The 19,189-nt window shown below is 73.8% G+C and carries 16 protein-coding genes and 1 pseudogene; 11 read left to right on the forward strand and 6 right to left on the reverse strand.

Translation table 11 applies throughout. The features are described from left to right. Window positions 1–60: 60 nt before the first annotated feature. From C4J65_RS12045 to C4J65_RS12060, 4 genes are all read left to right on the forward strand, one after another. The gene (locus tag C4J65_RS12045) at window positions 61–2,271 is read left to right on the forward strand and encodes a bifunctional glycosyltransferase family 2 protein/CDP-glycerol:glycerophosphate glycerophosphotransferase (RefSeq protein WP_115742411.1); all 2,211 of its coding nucleotides are present in this window, start codon (window positions 61–63) and stop codon (window positions 2,269–2,271) included. Between the two features lie 7 nt (window positions 2,272–2,278). Beyond that, the gene (locus C4J65_RS12050) at window positions 2,279–4,516 is read left to right on the forward strand and encodes a bifunctional glycosyltransferase/CDP-glycerol:glycerophosphate glycerophosphotransferase (RefSeq protein WP_115742412.1); all 2,238 of its coding nucleotides are present in this window, start codon (window positions 2,279–2,281) and stop codon (window positions 4,514–4,516) included. Then, window positions 4,513–5,829 carry a hypothetical protein gene (locus C4J65_RS12055; RefSeq protein ID WP_115742413.1) on the forward strand — a complete coding sequence of 439 codons (1,317 nt, stop codon included), beginning with the start codon at window positions 4,513–4,515 and terminating at the stop codon, window positions 5,827–5,829. Before C4J65_RS12050 ends, C4J65_RS12055 begins: the two co-directional genes overlap by 4 nt. 112 nt (window positions 5,830–5,941) lie before the next feature. Then, window positions 5,942–7,495, forward strand: a complete 1,554-nt coding sequence (locus tag C4J65_RS12060; protein WP_115742414.1) for a hypothetical protein — start codon at window positions 5,942–5,944, stop codon at window positions 7,493–7,495. A gap of 21 nt (window positions 7,496–7,516) precedes the next feature. Here the strand turns inward: C4J65_RS12060 and C4J65_RS12065 are convergent, their stop codons facing one another. Further along, window positions 7,517–7,930, reverse strand: coding sequence for an organic hydroperoxide resistance protein (locus C4J65_RS12065; RefSeq protein ID WP_003975825.1), 414 nt, complete (start codon window positions 7,928–7,930; stop codon window positions 7,517–7,519). Between the two features lie 139 nt (window positions 7,931–8,069). On the opposite strand from C4J65_RS12065, the gene C4J65_RS12070 reads away from it, so the two are divergent. After that, complete coding sequence (locus tag C4J65_RS12070; protein ID WP_115742415.1) at window positions 8,070–8,564, forward strand: MarR family transcriptional regulator; 495 nt, start codon at window positions 8,070–8,072, stop codon at window positions 8,562–8,564. Window positions 8,565–8,641: 77 nt separating this feature from the next. After that, the gene (gene galE, locus C4J65_RS12075; protein ID WP_115742416.1) at window positions 8,642–9,622 is read left to right on the forward strand and encodes a UDP-glucose 4-epimerase GalE; all 981 of its coding nucleotides are present in this window, start codon (window positions 8,642–8,644) and stop codon (window positions 9,620–9,622) included. 18 nt (window positions 9,623–9,640) lie between these two features. On the opposite strand, the gene C4J65_RS12080 is transcribed toward galE, so the two are convergent. The 3 genes and pseudogenes from C4J65_RS12080 to C4J65_RS12090 form a co-directional block, all read right to left on the reverse strand. Beyond that, window positions 9,641–10,078: a glutaredoxin domain-containing protein gene (locus C4J65_RS12080; protein WP_115742417.1), complete on the reverse strand. Its 438-nt coding sequence runs from the start codon at window positions 10,076–10,078 to the stop codon at window positions 9,641–9,643. Beyond that, window positions 10,075–10,686, reverse strand: coding sequence for a DinB family protein (locus C4J65_RS12085; RefSeq protein WP_115742418.1), 612 nt, complete (start codon window positions 10,684–10,686; stop codon window positions 10,075–10,077). Before C4J65_RS12085 ends, C4J65_RS12080 begins: the two co-directional genes overlap by 4 nt. A gap of 97 nt (window positions 10,687–10,783) precedes the next feature. Continuing rightward, window positions 10,784–11,177 (reverse strand): annotated as a pseudogene (locus C4J65_RS12090) (GNAT family N-acetyltransferase). A gap of 110 nt (window positions 11,178–11,287) precedes the next feature. Here C4J65_RS12090 and C4J65_RS12095 point away from each other — a divergent pair. Further along, complete coding sequence (locus tag C4J65_RS12095; RefSeq protein WP_115742419.1) at window positions 11,288–11,824, forward strand: hypothetical protein; 537 nt, start codon at window positions 11,288–11,290, stop codon at window positions 11,822–11,824. Window positions 11,825–11,836: 12 nt separating this feature from the next. Here C4J65_RS12095 and C4J65_RS12100 read toward each other — a convergent pair whose 3' ends face one another. Continuing rightward, entirely contained in the window at window positions 11,837–12,232 is a 396-nt protein-coding gene (locus tag C4J65_RS12100; RefSeq protein WP_115742420.1) for a nuclear transport factor 2 family protein, read from the reverse strand. Between the two features lie 67 nt (window positions 12,233–12,299). Beyond that, a complete protein-coding gene (locus C4J65_RS12105; protein WP_115746411.1) occupies window positions 12,300–12,932 on the reverse strand; it encodes a TetR/AcrR family transcriptional regulator in 633 nt (210 codons plus the stop codon). Between the two features lie 172 nt (window positions 12,933–13,104). On the opposite strand from C4J65_RS12105, the gene C4J65_RS12110 reads away from it, so the two are divergent. The 4 genes from C4J65_RS12110 (at window position 13,105) to C4J65_RS12125 (ending at window position 19,055) form a co-directional block, all read left to right on the forward strand. Then, window positions 13,105–14,061, forward strand: a complete 957-nt coding sequence (locus tag C4J65_RS12110; RefSeq protein WP_115742421.1) for an ABC transporter permease — start codon at window positions 13,105–13,107, stop codon at window positions 14,059–14,061. Then, window positions 14,054–14,935 carry an ABC transporter ATP-binding protein gene (locus C4J65_RS12115; RefSeq protein ID WP_115742422.1) on the forward strand — a complete coding sequence of 294 codons (882 nt, stop codon included), beginning with the start codon at window positions 14,054–14,056 and terminating at the stop codon, window positions 14,933–14,935. Before C4J65_RS12110 ends, C4J65_RS12115 begins: the two co-directional genes overlap by 8 nt. Before the next feature lie 143 nt (window positions 14,936–15,078). Beyond that, on the forward strand, window positions 15,079–17,340 hold the full coding sequence (locus C4J65_RS12120; RefSeq protein WP_115742423.1) for a CDP-glycerol glycerophosphotransferase family protein: 2,262 nt from the start codon (window positions 15,079–15,081) through the stop codon (window positions 17,338–17,340). Beyond that, window positions 17,337–19,055, forward strand: coding sequence for a glycosyltransferase family 2 protein (locus tag C4J65_RS12125; protein ID WP_115746412.1), 1,719 nt, complete (start codon window positions 17,337–17,339; stop codon window positions 19,053–19,055). The genes C4J65_RS12120 and C4J65_RS12125 overlap by 4 nt, the downstream gene beginning before the upstream one ends. Window positions 19,056–19,189: the final 134 nt, after the last annotated feature.

Consider the following 19,189-nt stretch of genomic DNA (forward strand, 5'->3'; position numbering starts at 1 on the left):
TCCTCCGGTACCAGGGCGAGCCGGACCAGGAACACGAGAGAACACGAGAGAAAGAGCAGTATGCCCCGCTTCAGCATCATCGTCCCGTCCCATGGGGTCGCGGGGCGGCTCTCCCAGGCACTGGACTCGGTCCTCGGCCAGTCCTTCGGCGACTTCGAGCTGATCCCGGTCTGCGACGGCCCGGACTGCGCCGCGGCGGACGTCGCCGGGGAGCACGCCGAGCGGGACTCCCGGGTGACGCCCGTGCACTCGCCGCCGTCGGCCGGCCTGGCGGGGGCGCGCAACGCCGGGACGCGGGCCGCGACCGGCGCGTACCTGCTGTTCCTCGACGGCGACGACGCCCTCGTGCCGGGTGCGCTGGCAGCTCTGGACGCGCGGCTGGCGGACGCCGGCGGCGTCGACGTCCTGTACTTCGAGCACGAACGGGTGCCCTGGTGGGAGGGCGAGGTCACCAACCCGGCCGCCCCGCTGCTGGCGAGGACCCCGGACGGCGCGTTCGCCCCCGACCGCGCCCCGCACCTGACCGGCGTGCACCTGCCCGCCTGGAGCGCGGTCCACCGCCGCACCTTCCTCACCGAGCGTCGGCTGGACTTCCCCGACGGGCACTTCACCGACGTCGGCTTCGGCGCCCGGGTCGCGGCGCGCGCCGAGCGCGTGGCCGTGCTGCGCGAGGTGGTCGTACGGCACCGGGTGCGGCGCCAGGGCAACCGGCTGAACCTGCCCGGCGAGCACCACGCGGACCTGCTCGACCAGGCCGAACTCGCCCTCACGCACGCCGCCGAGCGGGGCCTGCCGCCCGAGCGGCGCGGCCCGCTGTTCGAGCAGCTCTTCGCGGCGGTCCTGAAGACGGCCACCCACCCCCGGCGCCTGCCCCGGCGGGGACGGCGCGCCTTCTACCGCCGGGCGAGCCGCCTCTACCGGCGCCACCGCCCCGCGGGCTTCCGGCCGCCGGGCGGACGGCTGGGCGTGCAGCACCGGCTGCTGGCGTCGGGGTCGTACGCCGCCTTCCGCGCGCTGCGTGCCGCCAACCGGACGGCGGCCGGCGTCCTGCGCCGCCTGCCGTGGCCGCACGGGCTGCGCACCCGCCTGCGCTACCGCCGCCACCTGCGCCGCCCGCTGGACCCGAACCTCGTCGTGTACTGCGCCTACTGGGGCCGCGGTTACGCCTGCAACCCGGCCGCGATCCACGCCAAGGCCCGAGAACTCGCCCCGCACCTCCGGTCGGTGTTCCTGGTCGAGCCGGACCAGGCGCACACCCTGCCGGAGGGCGTCGACCACGCCGTCATCGGCAGCCACCGGTACTGGGAGGTGCTGGCCCGCGCCACGTACCTGGTGAACAACGCCAACTTCGCCGAGGGCGTGGTCAAGCGCCCCGGCAGCGTGCATGTGCAGACCCAGCACGGCACGCCGCTGAAGACGATGGGCGTGGACCAGTCGACGTACCCGGTGGTGGCGGCGGCCACCGGCAGCTTCACCAGGCTGCTCGGCCGCGTCGACCGCTGGGACTACAACCTCTCCGCCAACCGGCACTCCACCCAGATGTGGGAGCGCGCCTTCCCCGGCTCGTACGAACACCTGGAGTACGGCTACCCGCGCAACGACGTCTACTGCACGGCGACCGCCGAGGACGTGGCCCGGGTGCGGCGCGAACTGGGCGTCCCGGAGGGGAAGACGGCGGTCCTGTACGCGCCCACGCACCGGGACTGGGAGACCGGGTTCGGCGCGGGCGGCCTGGACCTGGAGGCGTTCTGCGAGGCGGCCGGCGAGGACGTCGTGGTGCTGCTGCGGGCCCACTACTTCTACGACCGGGGCGGGAGCCGGGAACGCACCGGCCGGGTCGTCGACGTGACCGGGCACCGCTCTTCGGAGGACGTGTGCCTGGCCGCGGACGCGCTGGTCACCGACTACTCCTCGATCATGTTCGACTACGCCAACCTGGACCGCCCGATCGTCGTGTACGCCGACGACTGGGACGTGTACCGGGAGACCCGCGGCGTCTACTTCGACCTGATGGCGGCGCCCCCGGGCCCGGTGGCGCGCACGCCGGAGGAGCTGGCCCGCGTCTTCGCCGACGGCAGCTACGCGGGCCCGGAGTCGACGGCGCTGCGGGCGGTCTTCCGGGAGCGGTTCTGCGAGTTCGACGACGGCCGGGCCGCCGAGCGCGTCGTGCGCCGGGTGCTGCTCGGCGAGCCGCCCGAGGCGCTGCCGCCGGTGATCCCGCTCGCGGAGCGCGTCCCGGCCCCCGCCGCCGCCACCCTCGTGAGGAGCTGACCCCGCCGTGCCCCGCTTCAGCGTCATCGTCCCCTGCTTCAAGGTGCAGGGCTTCCTGCGCGAGTGCCTCGACTCGGTGCTGGACCAGTCCTTCCGGGACATCGAGGTGATCGCCGTCGACGACTGCTCCCCGGACGGTTCGGGGGCGATCCTGGACGAGTACGCCGGCCGCGACGACCGGGTGCGGGTGCTGCACCTGGAGGAGAACGCCGGACTCGGCCGGGCCCGCAACGCCGGAATGCCGCACGCCACCGGCGACTACCTGTTCTTCCTCGACAGCGACGACACCCTCACCCCGGGCGCCCTGCGCGCGATGGCCGACCGGCTCACGGAGACGGACGATCCGGACGTCCTGGTGTTCGACTACGCACGCACCTACTGGTGGGGCGGCACCCGGCGCAACGTCCTGGCCCGGGTGCTCGCGGAGGCGGGCGACGGCACCTTCACGGCGGCCGGGCACCCCGAGATCCTCGACCTGCTGATGGTGGTGTGGAACAAGGTCTACCGGCGCGACTTCGTCGAACGGGAGGGCTTCACCTTCCCGGCGGGCTACTACGAGGACACGCCCTGGACCTTCCCGGTCATGTTCAGCGCGGAGCGGATCGCGGCGCTGGACCGGATCTGCCTGAACTACCGCCAGCGCCGCCAGGGCAACATCCTGTCCACGACCAGCCGCAAGCACTTCGACGTCCACGCGCAGTACGAGCGGGTCTTCGCCTTCCTGGACGCCCGTCCGGGACTGGCGGCCAGGTGGCGGCCGTTCCTGCACGCCAAGATGGGCGAGCACTGCCTGGACATCCTGTCCAAGCCGGACCGCCTGCCCCCCTCCGACCGGGCCGAGTTCTTCCACCGCACCGCCGAGATGTTCCGCGCGCACCGGCCCGAGGGCGCGGCGGTCCCGGCCGAACTCCGGGTGCTGGAGGGGTCGTACGCCGCCTACCGGGTGCGCCGGCAGTCCGGGCGGGCGGCGCGGGAGCTGGAGCGCCGGGTGCGGCAGGCGCGCGGCCCGGCCGCCGGGCGGCTGCGCCGGGCGGCGGGCGCCGTGCACGTGCGCCGCCCTCTCGACCCGGACCTCGTCGTCTACTCGGCGTTCTCCCACCGGGGCGTGCTCGGCGACCCCGCCGCCGTCCACCGCGCGGCCCGTGAACTCGCCCCGCACCTGCGCGGAGTGTGGGTGGTGCGGGACGAGGAGTGCGCGGCGGACCCCGCGCTGCTGCCGCCGGGCACCGAGCACGTGGTCCTGGGCAGTGCCGCCTACCGCCGGGTGACCGAGCGGGCGGCGTTCTTCGTCAACAACGTCAACTGGCCCGGCACGGTGGCCAAGCGGCACGGCGCCGTCCATCTCCACACCCACCAGGGAACGCCGCTCAAGCACATGGGCGTCGATCTGCTGGACCGGCCCGGCGCCCGGCACGGTCTGGACGTGCCGCAGATGCTGCGCCGGGCCGACCGCTGGGACCACAGCCTGGTCGCGAGCCGGTACGCGGAGCGGGTCTGGGAGCGGGCCTACCCCTGCCACTTCACCTCCGCGCGCACCGGCAGTCCGCGCAACGACGCGCTGGTCAACGCCGGTCCCGAGGACGGGCGGCGGGTCCGCGAGCGGCTCGGTGTCCCCGACGGCCACACCGTCGTGCTGTACGCGCCGACCCGCCGCGAGTACCGGCGCGGCGGGCTCGTCGAGCGGCTCGACGTGGCCCGGCTCGCCGCCGACCTGGGCGAGGGCCACACCCTCCTCGTCCGCCTGCACCCGTCGCTCGCCACCGGTCCGGCGCGCGGACTGGGTCTCGCGGAGCTGCACCGGCGGGGCGTGGTGGTCGACGCGACGGACGAACCGCACGTGGAGGACCTGATGCTCGCCTCCGACCTGCTGATCACCGACTACTCGGCTCTGATGTTCGACTACGCCCTCCTGGACCGCCCGATCCTGGTCCACGCCGAGGACTGGGGCCCGTACACGGCGACCCGCGGCACGTACTTCGACATCACCGAGGAGGCACCGGGGCACGTCTCGCGCTCCTACCGGGAGCTGGCGTGGCTGCTGGCGTCCGGGGCGTGGCGGGACGAGGAGGCGGCGCGGCTGCGGGCGTCCTTCCGCGCCCGGTACTGCGAGTACGAGGACGGGAGGGCGGCCGAACGGGTGGTGCGGACGCTGCTCCTCGGCGAGCCGATGCCCGCGCCGGAGCCGTCCGGCGTCCCCGGCGCCCGTGCCGTCCCCTCCGGACGCGACCTGCTGCCCTCCACATGAGACCCCGCAGCCGGGCGGGCCGCCCGGGCGCCGTCGTGGGGGTGCTGCTCCTGGCCGCCGTGTTCGCCGCGCTCCAGCTGGCGAACGTCACCGGCCGGGCCACCCCCGACACCAGGAACTACCTGTCGTATGCCCTGAGTCTGACCGGTCGGAGCGAGCAGGCCGCGGCGACGGCCACCATCGACTACGTGTGCGCGGGCCGGGCGGAGCGGGCCCGCCGGGACCAGAGCGTGCACGTGGTGCGCTTCCACCGCCCCGACCCCACCGCCGAGGTGCTGGCCGAGTGCCGCGAGCGGGAGTGGGCGGCGGTTCGGCCGCGGCTGGCGGCCGGACAGACCGGCGGGCACACCGTGCCGTACATGCCGGAGCGCTTCATGGCGATCTTCGAGGCGCGGCCGGGCTATCCGGTGTTCCTGGTGCCGTTCGTCCTGGCCTTCGGGGTGACGTGGGGGCTGTGGGCGGCGGGCGTCGTCGTCGCGTGCGCGGGCGGGTTCCTGGTCTTCCTGATCCTGCGGACCCTGTCGGTGCCGGTGCCGCTCGCACTGGCCGGGCAGGCGCTGTACTACGTGCTGCCGTGCGGGACGACCGCGATGCGCCCGATGACCGAGGGCCTGCTGATGGCGCTGACCCTGGCGGCGGTGTGGGGCTGCGCGCTGGCGCTGCGGGCGGGCCGTACCCGCGCCGGGCTGCTGCTGGTGGCCGGGGCGCTGCTCGCCCTGTTCACGGTCAAGCACTCCCAGGCGCTGTTCCTGGGCGGGTGCCTGGCGGCGGCGGGCACGGTGATCGCCCTGCGCCGGCGACGTGGGCGGCGGGAAGACGGCCCGGCGCCCCGGGAGGTGCTGGCGCTCGCGGCCGTCGGCCTGGCCGGTGCGGCCGCGACCCTGCTGCTGGCGCGGCTGCTGCACTACCCGTCCGAGACGGACAGCCTCCAGGACCTGCTCACCGACCACTTCGCCCGCCCCGACCGCGCGCGTCCGTGGCCGGAGTTCTGGCAGCTGCAGGGCAACTTCTGGGTGGAGTGGCTGCGCCGGCAGGCGTGGCAGCCGCTGTTCGTGGCGGCGCTGGCCGCCGGGGCGTGGGGCGCGCTGCGGCGCGGGGGCGCGGTCGGCGGCTTCCTGGTGGCGGCGGCGTGCACCGGGCTCCTCACCCAGGCGGGGCACCCGGACATCAACATCTGGGGCGAGCGGCTGATCGTGCTGGCCTGGCTGCTGCCGGTGGTGGGGGTGCCGCTGCTGCTGGAGCCGGTGGTGCTGGGCGGCCGGGTGCCGCTGCCGGCGCAGGAGCAGCGGGACCGGGCGGGCGCGGTCGGCTGAGCGTCCCGGGCTTCCGCCGCCCGGGTGACTTGGCCCGGTGAGCGATTGGCGGGGGTGACCCCACCGGGAACATACGCCAAATGTTCCGAATGCCCCACATCCCCCCTGCTTCGTGAGCGCCGACGTCCTCGTCCGGCGACCGGTGCGCGGTGCGACGGCACTGCGCGGCGGACGTGCCTGGCGTCCCACCCCCTACCAGGTCGCCGGCTTCCTCTTCTTCCTCGTGGTGACGCTTGCGTACTGGGCGGTGCCGCTGTGCTGCGACGCCGGACAGCACGCGGCCGTCGTCGAGCGCCTGAAGGCGGACCTGCTCCACCCCCGCCACCCGATGGCCGACCTGCCGGGCGCGGGCAGCGCGTACTACTCGCCGTACGCGGTGGCGCAGGGCGCGTTCGCGCGGCTGACGGGGCTGGGCGGCTGGGAGGTGGTGCGGCTCGCCGGGCCGCTGAACCTGCTGGTGCTGCTGACCGGCCTGAACCGCTTCGTCCGGGTGCTGACCCCGCGTCCGTGGGCGCCGGTGCTGGCGCTGGGCGCGATGACCCTGCTGTGGGGCACCGAGCGGGCCTGGTGGAGCGGCTACCTCGGGCTGATGTCGATGACGGGCAACCTCGGCTACCCGTCGGCCTTCGCGATCGGGCTGACCTTCTGGGCCTGGGCCCTGACCGGGGCGCGGGCGCGGGACGGGCGCCGGGTGCGGTACGTGGGGCCGAGCGGACTGCGCGGCCTGCCCGGATACGCGGCGCTGGGCGTCCTGTACGGCCTGATCCTCCTCGTCCACCCGATCACCTCGGTGGCGGCGGTGCTCGGCGCGGTGGCGCTGGTGGCCGGATGGCAGCGCGGGTGGCGCGGGCCGGTCGTGGGGCGCTGGGCGCTGACGGGTGCCGTGGCGGTGGGGGCGGCGGCGGCCTGGCCGTACTTCGACGTGTTCGCGCTGGCCGGCGACGACAGCGTGGACGCCATGCACCGGGTCCTGTACCTCGACCTGCCCGGGGAGTTCTGGCTGGCCCTGCTCGGCCTGCCCGCCCTGTGGGCGCGCGGACGCCGCTCGCGCCGGGACCCGCTGGTCCTGATGTTCGCGCTGGACTGCGCGGTGGTGGCGTACGGCTGGTTCAGCGGGCACTACACCTACGGCCGGATCCTCGGGCTCACGCTGGTGCCGCCGCAGTTCGCCCTGGCGGTGGAGCTGGCGGCGCCCCGGCCGTGGGGGCGGTGGCGGGCGGCGCTGGGCCGGACCGCGACGGCCGGTGCACTGCTCGGGTTCCTGACCGTCCACGCGGGGGCGGTGGTGCCGCGGGCGCTGGACCCGGTCGGCTTCGAGCAGCCGCCCCAGTGGCCGACGTACACGTGGGCGGCCCGGCACATGGCCCCCGGCGAGGTCGTGATCACCGACGGCTACTACGCCGGGCACGCCATCGCCGGGTACGGACCGAACCTCGCGGCGCCCGCGTGGCCGGACCCGGCGCTGGACGAGCGGGAGCGCGGGCGGCGGGTGGCCGACGTCGAGGCGTACCTCGCGAAGGACTCGACCCGCGCCGAGCGTGCCGCGGTCGTCCGCCGCTACCACGTCCGCTGGCTGCTGCTGACGCGTTGGCACCCGGTGCCCGAGGAGGCGGTGGTGGTGGCGTGGAGCGAGCGGACGGGAGAGGTGCTGGCGCGGGTCGGGTGACTGCTTCCGGTCCGGGCGTGACTACTCGATGACGAGGTCGACCGGGATGTTGCCGCGGGTGGCGTTGGAGTAGGGGCAGACCTGATGGGCCTGCTCGACCAGCTTGCGGCCGGTCTCCTCGTCGAGGCCCTCGGGCAGCTCGACCCGGAGGGTGACGGCGAGCGCGAAGCCCTCGCCCTGCTTGCCGATGCCGACCTCGGCGGTCACCGCGGCGTCGCTGACGTCCACCTTCGCCGCCCGGCCGACCACGCCGAGGGCGCTGCCGAAACAGGCCGCGTACCCGGCGGCGAAGAGCTGCTCGGGGTTGGTGCCCTGCCCGTTGCCGCCCATCTCGACGGGGATGCCGAGGGCGAGGTCGAGCGTGCCGTCGGAGCTGACGGCACGGCCGTCGCGGCCGTGGGTGGCGGTGGCGGCGGCGGTGTAGAGCGCGTCCATGGGAGAACCGTCCCTTTCAGGAGTTCGGGAGGGGGCCTGCGTGCTTGACAGCCATAAGTAGAGCACGCCATTCGGTTGTGTGCAACTAGATTGCCAGCAACTGAATAGCGGACAAGTCCGGTCGGTTACCCTGGAGTGCATGACCACGCCCGCGACCGAGCCCGCAGCCGAGCCCGCGACCGACTGGCTCCGCCTGGACCAGCAGATCTGCTTCTCCCTGAGCGCCGCGTCGCGCGCCTTCGGCAGCGTCTACCGCGTGGTCCTCAAGGATCTGGGGCTCACCTACTCCCAGTACCTGGTGCTGCTGGTGCTGTGGGAGCACGGCGAGCTGCCCGTGAAGAGGCTCGGCGAGCACCTCCGTCTCGACTCCGGGACGCTGTCGCCCCTGCTCAAGCGACTGGAGTCGGCCGGCCTGGTCCGGCGCGAGCGCAGCGCGCGCGACGAGCGGTCGGTGGAGGTACGGCTGACCGGGGAGGGCGCGGCGCTGCGCGAGCGGGCCGTCGAGGTGCCGCGCCAGGTCTCCGCGGCGACCGGCCTGGACCTCGCCGAGGTCCAGGACCTGCGCGCCCGCCTCGACCGGCTCACGGCGGCGCTGGACGCGTACGGCACCGGTCCGGCACCCGACCCGTCCTGACGGGTGCGGGCGCCCGGCGGGCGTCGCGATGACGGATCATGGCTACCAAGGACCACCGAACGAAGGGGACGGCCGCAATGACCTGGCTGATCACCGGCGGCGCCGGATACATCGGGGCGCACGTCGTACGGGCGATGACCGAAGCGGGCGAGAAGGCCGTGGTCTACGACGACCTGTCCACGGGGATCGCCGAGCGCGTGCCCGACGGTGTCCCCCTGGTCGTGGGCTCGGTCCTGGACGGCGAGCGGGTCGCCCGCGCCCTGGCCGACCACTCCGTCACCGGCGTGGTGCACCTGGCCGCCAAGAAGCAGGTCGGCGAGTCGGTGGACCTGCCGCTGCACTACTACCGGCAGAACGTGGAGGGCCTGCGGGTCCTGCTGGACGCGGTCACCGCGGCCGGGGTCCCGTCCTTCGTGTTCTCCTCCTCCGCCGCGGTGTACGGCATGCCCGACGTCGACCTCGTGACCGAGGAGACGCCCTGCGTGCCGATGTCGCCGTACGGCGAGACCAAGCTGGTCGGCGAGTGGCTGGTCCGGGCCACCGGCAGGGCGACGGGCCTCGCCACGGCCTCCCTCCGCTACTTCAACGTGGCGGGCGCGGCGAGCCCGGAACTGGCCGACACCGGCGTCTACAACCTCGTCCCGATGGTCTTCGAGAAGCTCACGGAGTCCGCGGCCCCCCGGATCTTCGGCGACGACTACGCGACGCCGGACGGCACCTGCGTGCGCGACTACATCCACGTCGTCGACCTGGCCGAGGCCCACGTGGCCGCGGCCCGCGCCCTCCAGTCCTCCCCCGGCACCTCCCTCACGCTGAACATCGGCCGGGGCGAGGGCGTCTCCGTCCGCGAGATGATCGACCGCATCAACGCCCTCACCGGTTACGACCAGCCGCCGACGGTCACCCCCCGCCGCCCCGGCGACCCTGCGCGCGTCGTCGCCTCGGCCGACCGCGCCGCCGTCGAACTGGACTGGAAGGCCAAGTACGACGTCGAGGACATGATCACGTCGGCGTGGGCGGGCTGGGTACGGCTCCACCCGGAGGCGGCGCGGGACTGACGCCCCGGGGAGCGCGGGTCATCGGGGCGACGAGACCTGCTCGCGCACCCACGCCGGGTCGGGGTTGGTGTAGGCGCGGCCCGCCACGAGCAGCGTGGGCACGGTCTCGTTGCCGTCGTTGACCTCGCGCACCGCCTGGGCCCCGGCCTCGTCCCGCCAGATGTCGACCCAGTGCAACCGCCGGGCCCTGCGCCCCAACCGGAGGCGCAGCCGCAGGCAGTAGGTGCAGCCCGGCCGCCAGAAGACCACCGGCCGCCCGTCCGCGGCACTGCGCCGCCGCGCCTCCCGCGCACCGACCGGCCTCGGGAACACCAGGGGCGAGGTGACGCCCGCGAGCAGCACGAACGCCAGCAGGAACACGACGGCCGCAACCGGGCGGCCCTGCGCGACCTGCCCGGCCGCGACGCCCGTTCCGACGACCAGGAGCAGCGCGGGCCCCCTCCACACCCGCTTCATCGGACCTGGTCCGAGGTCACACGCCCGTCGGCTTCCCGAGCCGCCCGCTCCAACCGGCCGCGGTACGTCTCCCACCACGCCGAGTTCCCCGGCGCGACCCCCGCGTTGCCCTCGCTCATCCCCACGGCACCGTCCATGAGCTCCCGGACGATGTCGGCATGGCCGGCGTGCCGGTGGGTGTCGGCGATCACGCGGGTCACGGCATGATGCAGGGTCACCTCGTCCTTCCCCTCGTCCCACCACGGCACCCTGCCGACCGTGTCCAGCGCCAGCGCGTCGATCGTCGCGTCCGCGTGGGCCCACGCCCGCCGGTACAGCCCCACGACGTACGCGCGCGACTCGTCGGCGGTGACCCACATGTCCGCGTTCTGCTCGGCACCGTCCGCGAGCCAGGGCAACGGCTCACCGGACGGCCGCCCGAAGACGTCACCGAGATAGCCCAGTTCCACGGTGGCGGCATGTTTCACCAGCCCGAGGAGGTTGGTACCGGTCGGCGTCGCCGGGCGCCGTACGTCGTACTCCGAGAGCCCTTCGAGCTTCCAGAGCAGGGCGTCGCGGGCGGACTGGAGGTAGAAGCGAAGGTCGGCCTTGGGATCTGTCGGGGTCATGGGCCCAGTCTCCCTCTCCTGCCCGGGGGACCCCCGGCCTCATCAGAGCTGGTCCGCGAGCGGCCGTGCGTCAGGAGCGCGGTCAAGGGCCTTCGCGTCACAGGGCGATGAGCCCGGCCGCCGTTTCCCTGAAACCGCAGGCGTCGACGTAGAACGGGCGCAGGCCGTCCTCGAAGTCGACGTGCAGCCATTCGCAGGCCGCCGCCCGGGCCTCCGGCGGCGACCGCGACCAGTTGGGCGCCGACTCCGCGCGACCGGCAGTGCCGGGCGACCACCGTGTCCAGGAGGAAGGCGTGTGCTCCGCCGTCCCAGGCGACGTTGACGAAGCCGACCAGCGAGCCGTCCTCCCAGGCGCAGACCCAGCCGAGGCTGTGCCGCTCCAGCCGTGTCCGCCAGTCGGTCCCGTCGGCCGGGTGGCCGAAGCCGTCGGCGTGCAGCGCGCCGAGGAGCACGTTGTCGACGTCTCCCCGCCACCGGTAGGTGATCGTCACGGTGCGATCGTATGCCGGCCGGGGCACCGACCGGTCCGGGGACGACTGAACGCTCGGGGAGAAATCGCGTTCGCCCGCACCCGGCCCCGGCCACGACGCACACTGCCGGCATGGACCAAGAAGCCAGCACCTACGACCTGTTACTCGTCGGCGGCGGCTCCGGCGTCGGCAAGAGCACCGTCGGCCGGGAGGTGTCCGCGCTGCTGCGGGCGGCCGGAACCGCGCACTGCCTGATCGAGGGGGACGGCATGGACCAGATCCATCCGGCACCCGACGGCGACCCGCACCGCACGGCGATCACCGAGCGGAACATCGCCGCGGTGTGGGCGAACTACGCGGCGCTCGGTCAGCGCCGGCTGCTCTACACCAACACCGTGAGCATCCTCGAGGCCCCGATGATCGGGCGGGCCATGGGCGGGGACGAGGTCAGGGTCACCTGCGTCCTGCTGACCGCCGACGAGGCCACCGTGCGGCAACGGCTCGCCGTGCGCGAGACCGGATCGCAGCTCGGCGTCCACATCGAGCGGAGTCTGCGCATGGCCCGGCGGCTGGCCGAGGAGGCTCCCGTGGGCACGGTGCGGGTGCCGACGGACGGCCGGGCGGTGCCGGACATCGCGGCGCAGGTCGTCCGGCTCGCCGGCTGGTGAGGGGCGCGCCGGCTACAGCGGCCGCACGAAGGGCTCCCGCCACTGCGGCGACGGGTCCGAGCCCAGCTCCGTCCAGTACTCACGGCCCCCGGTGATGCGCCCGTCCCGTACCGTCCACAGCGACAGGGCCCGGTGGACGCCCATCGTCTCGTGCGGGACCTCCACCTCGGAGACCACGGTCGCGCCGTCGGCCACGATGCGTATCACCTCGATCGACCAGCCCTCCGGATACTCGGCGTTGACGCCCACGAAGTCCGCGCGGCCCTCGATCCGCTCGGCGCTGACCGGCCACTCCACCACCAGGTCGTCGGCGAGCAGCGCGCCGAGGCCCGCCCAGTCCCGGGCCTGCATGCGGGTCCAGAACTCCCGCACGACCGCCGCGGGTTCCGTCACGTCCGCCACGTCCATGGGCTCCGTCGGTTCCACTCGTTCCATGGGGGCATCGTGACAGGACCCACTGACAATCGCCCCGGGCTCAGAGCGCCTTGAGCCCCTCCGCCGTGGCCCGTGCCAGCGATCCCAGGTAGCCCTTCGGCGGCTTCGGCCCGCGGACGACCACCGAGCGCCAGTACAGCGGGCCCGAGATCAGGTCGAGGGCCAGGTCGGTGTCGAGGCCGGGGCCCAGCTCGCCGCGTTCGGCCGCCGCGGCGAGGATCCTGCTGGCGACGCCGTCCTGGCCCTCCCGCAGGGTCTTCTGCAGCGCCTGGGCGATGTCGGCGTTGCGGGCCGCCTCCGCCTGGAGGTCGGGGATGATCTGCGAGGCCACCGGGTGGCGCAGGGCACGGGACGTCACCTCGTACAGCAGCCGCAGGTCCCCCTCCAGGGAGCCGGTGTCCGGCGCGGGCAGGCCCTGCACGGCGAGCGCGGAGACGATGTCGAGCACCAGGTGCAGCTTGGAGCGCCAGCGCCGGTAGACGGCCGTCTTGCCGACCCCCGCGCGGCGCGCGATGCCCTCGATGGACATGCGGGCGTAGCCCACCGCCGCCAGCTCCTCGAAGACCGCCGCGCGAATGGCCTCGGTCACGTCCTCGCGGAGCACCGCCGCCCCGGCGGGGGCCCGGCGGCGCGGGCGCGGCGTCGGCTCGTCGGCGGCGGCGTTGGGGGTCATGCGCATCAAGCATAGGGCGTAACGACGAAACGGTTGCGTTCCGGCGTCGCCACGGCCTACGCTCACGTCTCGACGATACGGTGCCGTCCCGACGTAGATGAACACACACGATCACCCAGGTGAACGACGGGCGTCGCCCTCTCGCCCCCTCCCCCGAGCGAAAGCACCGGATGTGAGCCAGGTCCTCGACCCCCCTCCCCCGACCCGGGCATCGACCCAGGCCGCCCCCCGCACCACCGAATCCGGCCCCGCCGCCGGGACCGACCTCGCGGCGCTCGCCGCCCGGCACGGACTGACGGTCAGCGGTGCCCGCCCCTCCCTGCCCCAGTACGTCCGTGAGCTGTGGGCGCGCCGGCACTTCATCGGCGCCTTCTCCACCGCCAAGCTCACCGCCCAGTACAGCCAGGCCAAGCTGGGCCAGGTCTGGCAGGTGATGACGCCCCTGCTCAACGCGGCGGTGTACTACTTCATCTTCGGCATGCTGATGAACACGAGCCGGGGCGTGGAGGATTTCGTCCCGTTCCTGGTCACCGGCGTGTTCGTGTGGACGTTCACGCAGAGCTCGATCATGGCGGGCACCCGCGCCATCTCCGGCAACCTCGGCCTCGTACGCGCCCTGCACTTTCCTCGCGCCGCGCTGCCGGTGTCGTTCTGCCTCCAGCAGCTCCAGCAGCTGCTGTTCTCGATGGCCGCCCTCGTCCTGATCCTGCTGGCGTTCGGCGTGCCGCCGGGCCCGTCCTGGCTGCTCGCCGTCCCGGCGCTGGTGCTGCAGTTCCTGTTCAACGCGGGCGTCGCGATGGTCATGGCCCGGGTCGGCTCGAAGATCCCCGACATGGCCCAGCTGATGCCGTTCCTGCTGCGCACCTGGATGTACGCCTCGGGCGTCATGTTCAGCATCCACCACATGACCGGCCCGGACAGCGGCCTGCCGTCCTGGGTCGGCACCGCCCTCCAGCTCAACCCCGCCACCGTCTACATCGACCTGATGCGCTTCGCCCTGATCGACACCTTCGACGGAAGCCAGCTGCCGCCCCACGTGTGGGCGCTGGCGGTGGGCTGGGCCGTGGTCGCCGGGATCGGCGGCTTCATCTACTTCTGGAAGGCCGAGGAGACCTACGGTCGTGGCTGACAACAACAGCACTGCCGCCGAGCAGGCGGACGAGCGCGTACCCACCGTCGTCGTCGACGGCGTCGACATCGTCTACCGCGTCAACGGCACCGGCGCCGGCCGCGGCACCGCGACCGCCGCCCTCAACCGCATCCTGCGCGGCAAGAAGACCGAGAAGGCCGCGGGCGTGCGCCGGGTGCACGCGGTGAAGAACGTGTCCTTCGTGGCGTACCGGGGCGAGGCCATCGGCCTGATCGGCACCAACGGTTCCGGCAAGTCGACGCTGCTCAAGGCGGTCGCGGGCCTGCTCCCCGTGGAGAACGGCCGCATCTACACCGACGGGCAGCCCTCCCTGCTCGGCGTCAACGCCGCCCTGATGAACGACCTCACCGGCGAGCGAAACGTGTACCTGGGCGGCCTGGCGATGGGGATGTCCCGCACCCAGGTCAAGGAGCGGTACCAGGAGATCGTCGACTTCTCCGGGATCAACGACAAGGGCGACTTCATCACCCTGCCGATGCGCACGTACTCCTCCGGCATGGCGGCCCGCCTGCGGTTCTCCATCGCCGCCGCCAAGGACCACGACGTCCTCCTCGTCGACGAGGCCCTGGCCACCGGCGACCGCTCCTTCCAGAAGCGGTCCGAGGAACGCATCCGGGAGCTGCGCAAGCACGCCGGCACGGTGTTCCTGGTCAGCCACAGCAACAAGTCCATCCGCGACACCTGCGACCGGGTGCTGTGGCTGGAGCGGGGCGAGCTGCGGATGGACGGGCCGACGGAGGAGGTCCTCAAGGAGTACGAGAAGTTCACCGCCGGCCCGGGCCCGGCGGCGAAACCCAAGGCCGCGCCCAAGCCCGCGCCCAAGCCGGCCGCCGGGGCCAAGGCAGTCGCCTGAGCACCCTGTCCCCCGGTAGGCGTACTCACGGCGACCACGATTAATCCTTTTGCCTGATTGATGTCACTATGTCCGAATAGAAGCCGACCCAGAGGAGTGCTCCGGGAGCGACGCGGCGAAGGCCAGGGCGAAGGAGTCCCGCGATGTCCGAGACGGTCCCCGATCCGGTCCCCAAGACGGCCCCCGAGACGGCCCCCGACCTCAGCGTCATCGTCCACGGCCGCAACGTCCAGGACCACCTGCCCGCACTCCTCGACTCCCTGGACGCCCATCCCCTCACCGGCGTCGAGGTGATCGTCGCCGCCGTCGGGGACTGGGCGCGGGAGGTCGCCGAACGGCACGCCCCCGCCTTCACCGTGCTGCCCCTGCCGGACGGGGCCGGCGATGCCGCGGCCCGCTCGGCGGGGGCGGCCCGGGCGCGGGGCCGGTGGCTGCACTTCGTGCACGCCAAGGACGGGCTGCCCGTCGGCGCCCCGCCCGCCGTCGCCGAGCGCGTCGGTGCTCTCCCCGACGCCGCGGAGGTCCTGCTCCTCGACCACGTCCGCAGCTCCTGGCGAGCCTCGGGTCTCCCCTCGCCCGACGGCCCCCGCCTCGCCCGCGCGGGCCGCACCGGGGAGGGCCTCGCCCTCGACGACCGCGCGGGGCTGCTCCGCCTCACCCCGCTGCTCGGCAACCGCGCCGTGCGCGCCGGCTTCTGGCGGGCCCACGAACGGCTCCTGACCACCGAGGACGAGCCGTTCGCCGCGTACGCCGCGCTGCTGCTCGCCGACCGCGTCGCCTGCCTGCCCCACCCGGCGTACGAGGACCGCCGACTGCGCCCCGAGAGCCTGCCGCCGCCCACGCCGGCGCAGCGCTACGCGCTGGTCGACCGCTACGAGGCACTCCTGGGCCTCACCGCCGGCCGGCCCGCCGTGCACGGCGTCCTGTACGACCTGATGATCCGCGACTGCCTGCGCACCTTCGCCCGCGCCGGGATGCCGGACGACGTGGCGCGGGAGTTCTTCCACCGGGCGTCGGTGACCGCCCGGCGCCACCGCCCCGACGGACTGAGGCGCCCGGCCGGACTGGAGGGCGTACGCCGCTCACTCCTGGAGGAGGGCGCCTACGGCAGGTACCGCGCCCTCCAGACCGCCAGCCACGCCCGCCGCGGGGTGCGCTCCGCCGCGCGCACCGGCAGACGCCGGGCCGGCACCCGGCTGCGCACCCTCCAGTACCGCGCCGCTCTGGCCCGGCCCCTCGACCCGCACCTCGCGGTCTTCTCGGCGTACTGGAACCGCGGGGTGGCCTGCAACCCGGCCGCGATCGCCGCCAAGCTCGCCGAACTCGCCCCGGGCGTCCACCCGGTGTGGGTGGTCACGGCGCAGGGCGCGGCCCTGCTGCCGCCCGGCACCGACCACGTCGTGCCCGGCACCCGCCGCTACTGGGAGGTGCTGGCCCGCGCCAAGTACCTGGTCAACAACGTCAACTTCCCGGACGCGGTGGTCAAACGCCCCGGCACCGTCCACCTCCAGACCCACCACGGGACCCCGCTCAAGCGCATGGGCGTGGACCAGTTGCCGTACCCTGCCGCCGCCCACGGCCTGGACTTCCAGGCACTGCTCGAGCGCGTCGACAAGTGGGACTTCAGCATCTCCGCCAACAGCCACTCCACCCGCATGTGGCAGCGGGCCTACCCGTCCCGCCACGTCTCCCTCGACCACGGCTATCCGCGCAACGACGTGTACTACACCGCCGGTCCCGCCGAGGTCCGCGCCGCCCGCGAGCGCCTCGGCATCGCGCCCGGCCGCAGGGCGGTCCTCTACGCGCCCACCCACCGCGACTACGAGGCCGGCTGGACCCCGCGCCTCGACCTCGCGGGTCTCGCCGACCGACTCGGTGAGGAAACGGTTCTGCTGGTGCGTGCCCACTACTTCTACGACAGCGCCGCCGCCCCCTCGGCCCCGCTGGCGGGTCTGCGCCGCACCGGCCGCCTCGTCGACGTCTCCTCCTACGAACCCGTCGAGGAGCTGTGCCTGGCCGCCGACGCCCTGGTCACCGACTACTCGTCGATCATGTTCGACTACGCCAACCTCGACCGCCCGATCGTCATCCACGCCGACGACTGGGAGACCTACCGCACCACCCGCGGCGTCTACTTCGACCTGATGGCAGAGGCCCCCGGACCGGTCGCCCGCACCCAGGCCGGGCTGACGGAGATCCTCACCTCCGACGCCTGGCACGACGAGCGCGCGACGAAGGCCCGGACCGCCTTCCGCCGCCGGTTCTGCGAGTACGACGACGGCCGCGCCGCCGAACGCGTCGTGCGCCGGGTCTTCCTCGGCGAGGACGAGCGGACACTGCCCCCGGTCCTGCCGGTCGAGGACCGCACCCCGGCCCCGAGCCCCGAGGAGGCATGCGCGTCATGAGGACAGCCACCACGAGCCCGGCCACCGGCACGCTCCCACCCCTTTCGTCGAGTACTCCGGACGTCACCGTCACGGTCATCGTGTACAACGACGCCGAACGCCTCCCCCGCGCCGTCGCGTCCGTACTCCGCCAGACCCACGCGAACATCGAGGTCGTCATCAGCGACGACCACTCGACCGACGCGACCGAGGAGGTCGCCCGCGAACTGGCCGCCCAGGACCCGCGGATCGTGTATCTGCGGCTGCCGGAGAACAGCGGCGGGTGCAGCGCCCCGCGCAACCGCGCCCTGGAGATCGCCCGGGCGCCCTACCTGATGTTCCTGGACAGCGACGACGAACTCCCCGAACGCGCCGTCGAGGTCCTGCTCGCCGCCCACCGCGAACGCGACCTGGACTTCGCCATGGGCGCCGTGCACCGCATCCGCGTGGACGGCGGACGCCGCACGACCTGGATGCCGCACCTGGTCGCCGAACGCCGCACCCTCGACGGCATCGAGGCCGACCCGCGCCTGTTCTTCGAGCACCTCTCCACCAGCAAGATGTACGCCCGTGCCTTCCTCGACCGGCACGGTCTGCGCTTCCCCGAGGGCATCCACTACGAGGACCAGCTCTTCTCGGCGCAGGCGTACTGCCTGGCCAAGAGGTTCACCGTCGTCCCCGAGCCGGTCTACCGCTGGTACATCGCCCCGTACGCGGCCTCCGACTCCGCCTCCATCTCCAACCAGCGGCACAAGCTCAGCAACGTCCGCGACCGCGTCCACGTGCAGCGCCTCATCGACGCGTTCCTGGCCGAGAGCGGACACGAGGCGCTGCGCGAGGACAAGGACTTCAAGTTCCTCAAGCACGACTTCCGGATGTACGCCGGTGACCTCCCCTACCGGGACGACACCTGGCTGACCTCCTTCGCGGACCTGGTGAACCCCTACCTCGACACGCTCGCCGAGGGCGCCTACGCCCGGCTGCCCCGCGCCGAACGGGTCCTCCTGCGGCTGCTGCGCGACCGGCGCCTGGCCGACGTACGCACGGCGGCCCGGGGCCTCGGCCACGACGTGGCACCGCGCCGGGTGACGCCGGACGAGCAGAGCGGCCGCGTGTACTGGGGGGAGGCGGTCCCGGCTTCCCCCGAGGCCCGGCGGGAGCTGGACCTGACCGACCTCGAACTGGACACCCGGCCGTTCTTCACCGCCCTGCTCCGGCACGAGATCACGGAGATCGCGCGCGGCCCCGGTGCGTCGGTCGACCTCACCGTCCGCACCTACGACCCGGCGCTGCGCCTCCCCGTCGGCCCCCAGCGCGCGGTGCTCCACCTCTCCCCCGGCGGCAGGCGCCTCACGGTGCCCTTCCGCCTCTCGCCCGTCCGCCCCGGTCTCTTCGAGGGCCGCGTCCGCCTGGACCTGGCGGCGGCCCGCCTCCCCCTGCACGGCTTCGCGGGTACCCGCCATCCCGTGCTCCGCCTCCGCCATCGCGGCCGCACCCACACGGGCATCCTGCTGGCGCCGCTGGCCTTCCCGCCCCTCACGGCCCGCGTCCCCTACCGCACCGGCCTCACCCCCCACCGGATCACCCTCCGCCCGGAGGGCCACAACCCGGGCCGCCTCCAGATCACCTGGCAGCCGGCTGGGGCAACCGCCGCGGTACTCCGCCCGGCAGCCCGCCGCCTGTCCACCCCGAAAACCCGACGAGCAGCCCGCTTGGTGGCCAACATCCTCCGTTGACGTAACTGCGGGCAGTCGTGCCGCTGGGGCGGCACGGGTGGGCGCAGCGGCACCCCGTAAGCGCCGGGCTGCGCACCCACCCCCACCCCGGGCGCGACGCAAAGGCGCCCCGGACCGAACCGGCCCGGGGCGCC

This window comes from Streptomyces sp. CB09001 (genome assembly GCF_003369795.1).
GTDB lineage: Bacteria > Actinomycetota > Actinomycetes > Streptomycetales > Streptomycetaceae > Streptomyces.

Bases quoted from the DNA above. Each gene is read 5' to 3' on its own strand.
- C4J65_RS12065 (WP_003975825.1), bottom strand. From the start codon at position 7,930: ATGGACGCGCTCTACACCGCCGCCGCCACCGCCACCCACGGCCGCGAC.
- C4J65_RS12095 (WP_115742419.1), top strand. From the start codon at position 11,288: ATGGACCAAGAAGCCAGCACCTACGACCTGTTACTCGTCGGCGGCGGC.
- C4J65_RS12055 (WP_115742413.1), top strand. From the start codon at position 4,513: ATGAGACCCCGCAGCCGGGCGGGCCGCCCGGGCGCCGTCGTGGGGGTG.
- galE (WP_115742416.1), top strand. From the start codon at position 8,642: ATGACCTGGCTGATCACCGGCGGCGCCGGATACATCGGGGCGCACGTC.
- C4J65_RS12070 (WP_115742415.1), top strand. From the start codon at position 8,070: ATGACCACGCCCGCGACCGAGCCCGCAGCCGAGCCCGCGACCGACTGG.
- C4J65_RS12125 (WP_115746412.1), top strand. From the start codon at position 17,337: ATGAGGACAGCCACCACGAGCCCGGCCACCGGCACGCTCCCACCCCTT.
- C4J65_RS12080 (WP_115742417.1), bottom strand. From the start codon at position 10,078: ATGAAGCGGGTGTGGAGGGGGCCCGCGCTGCTCCTGGTCGTCGGAACG.
- C4J65_RS12045 (WP_115742411.1), top strand. From the start codon at position 61: ATGCCCCGCTTCAGCATCATCGTCCCGTCCCATGGGGTCGCGGGGCGG.
- C4J65_RS12100 (WP_115742420.1), bottom strand. From the start codon at position 12,232: ATGGACGTGGCGGACGTGACGGAACCCGCGGCGGTCGTGCGGGAGTTC.
- C4J65_RS12120 (WP_115742423.1), top strand. From the start codon at position 15,079: ATGTCCGAGACGGTCCCCGATCCGGTCCCCAAGACGGCCCCCGAGACG.
- C4J65_RS12105 (WP_115746411.1), bottom strand. From the start codon at position 12,932: ATGACCCCCAACGCCGCCGCCGACGAGCCGACGCCGCGCCCGCGCCGC.
- C4J65_RS12085 (WP_115742418.1), bottom strand. From the start codon at position 10,686: ATGACCCCGACAGATCCCAAGGCCGACCTTCGCTTCTACCTCCAGTCC.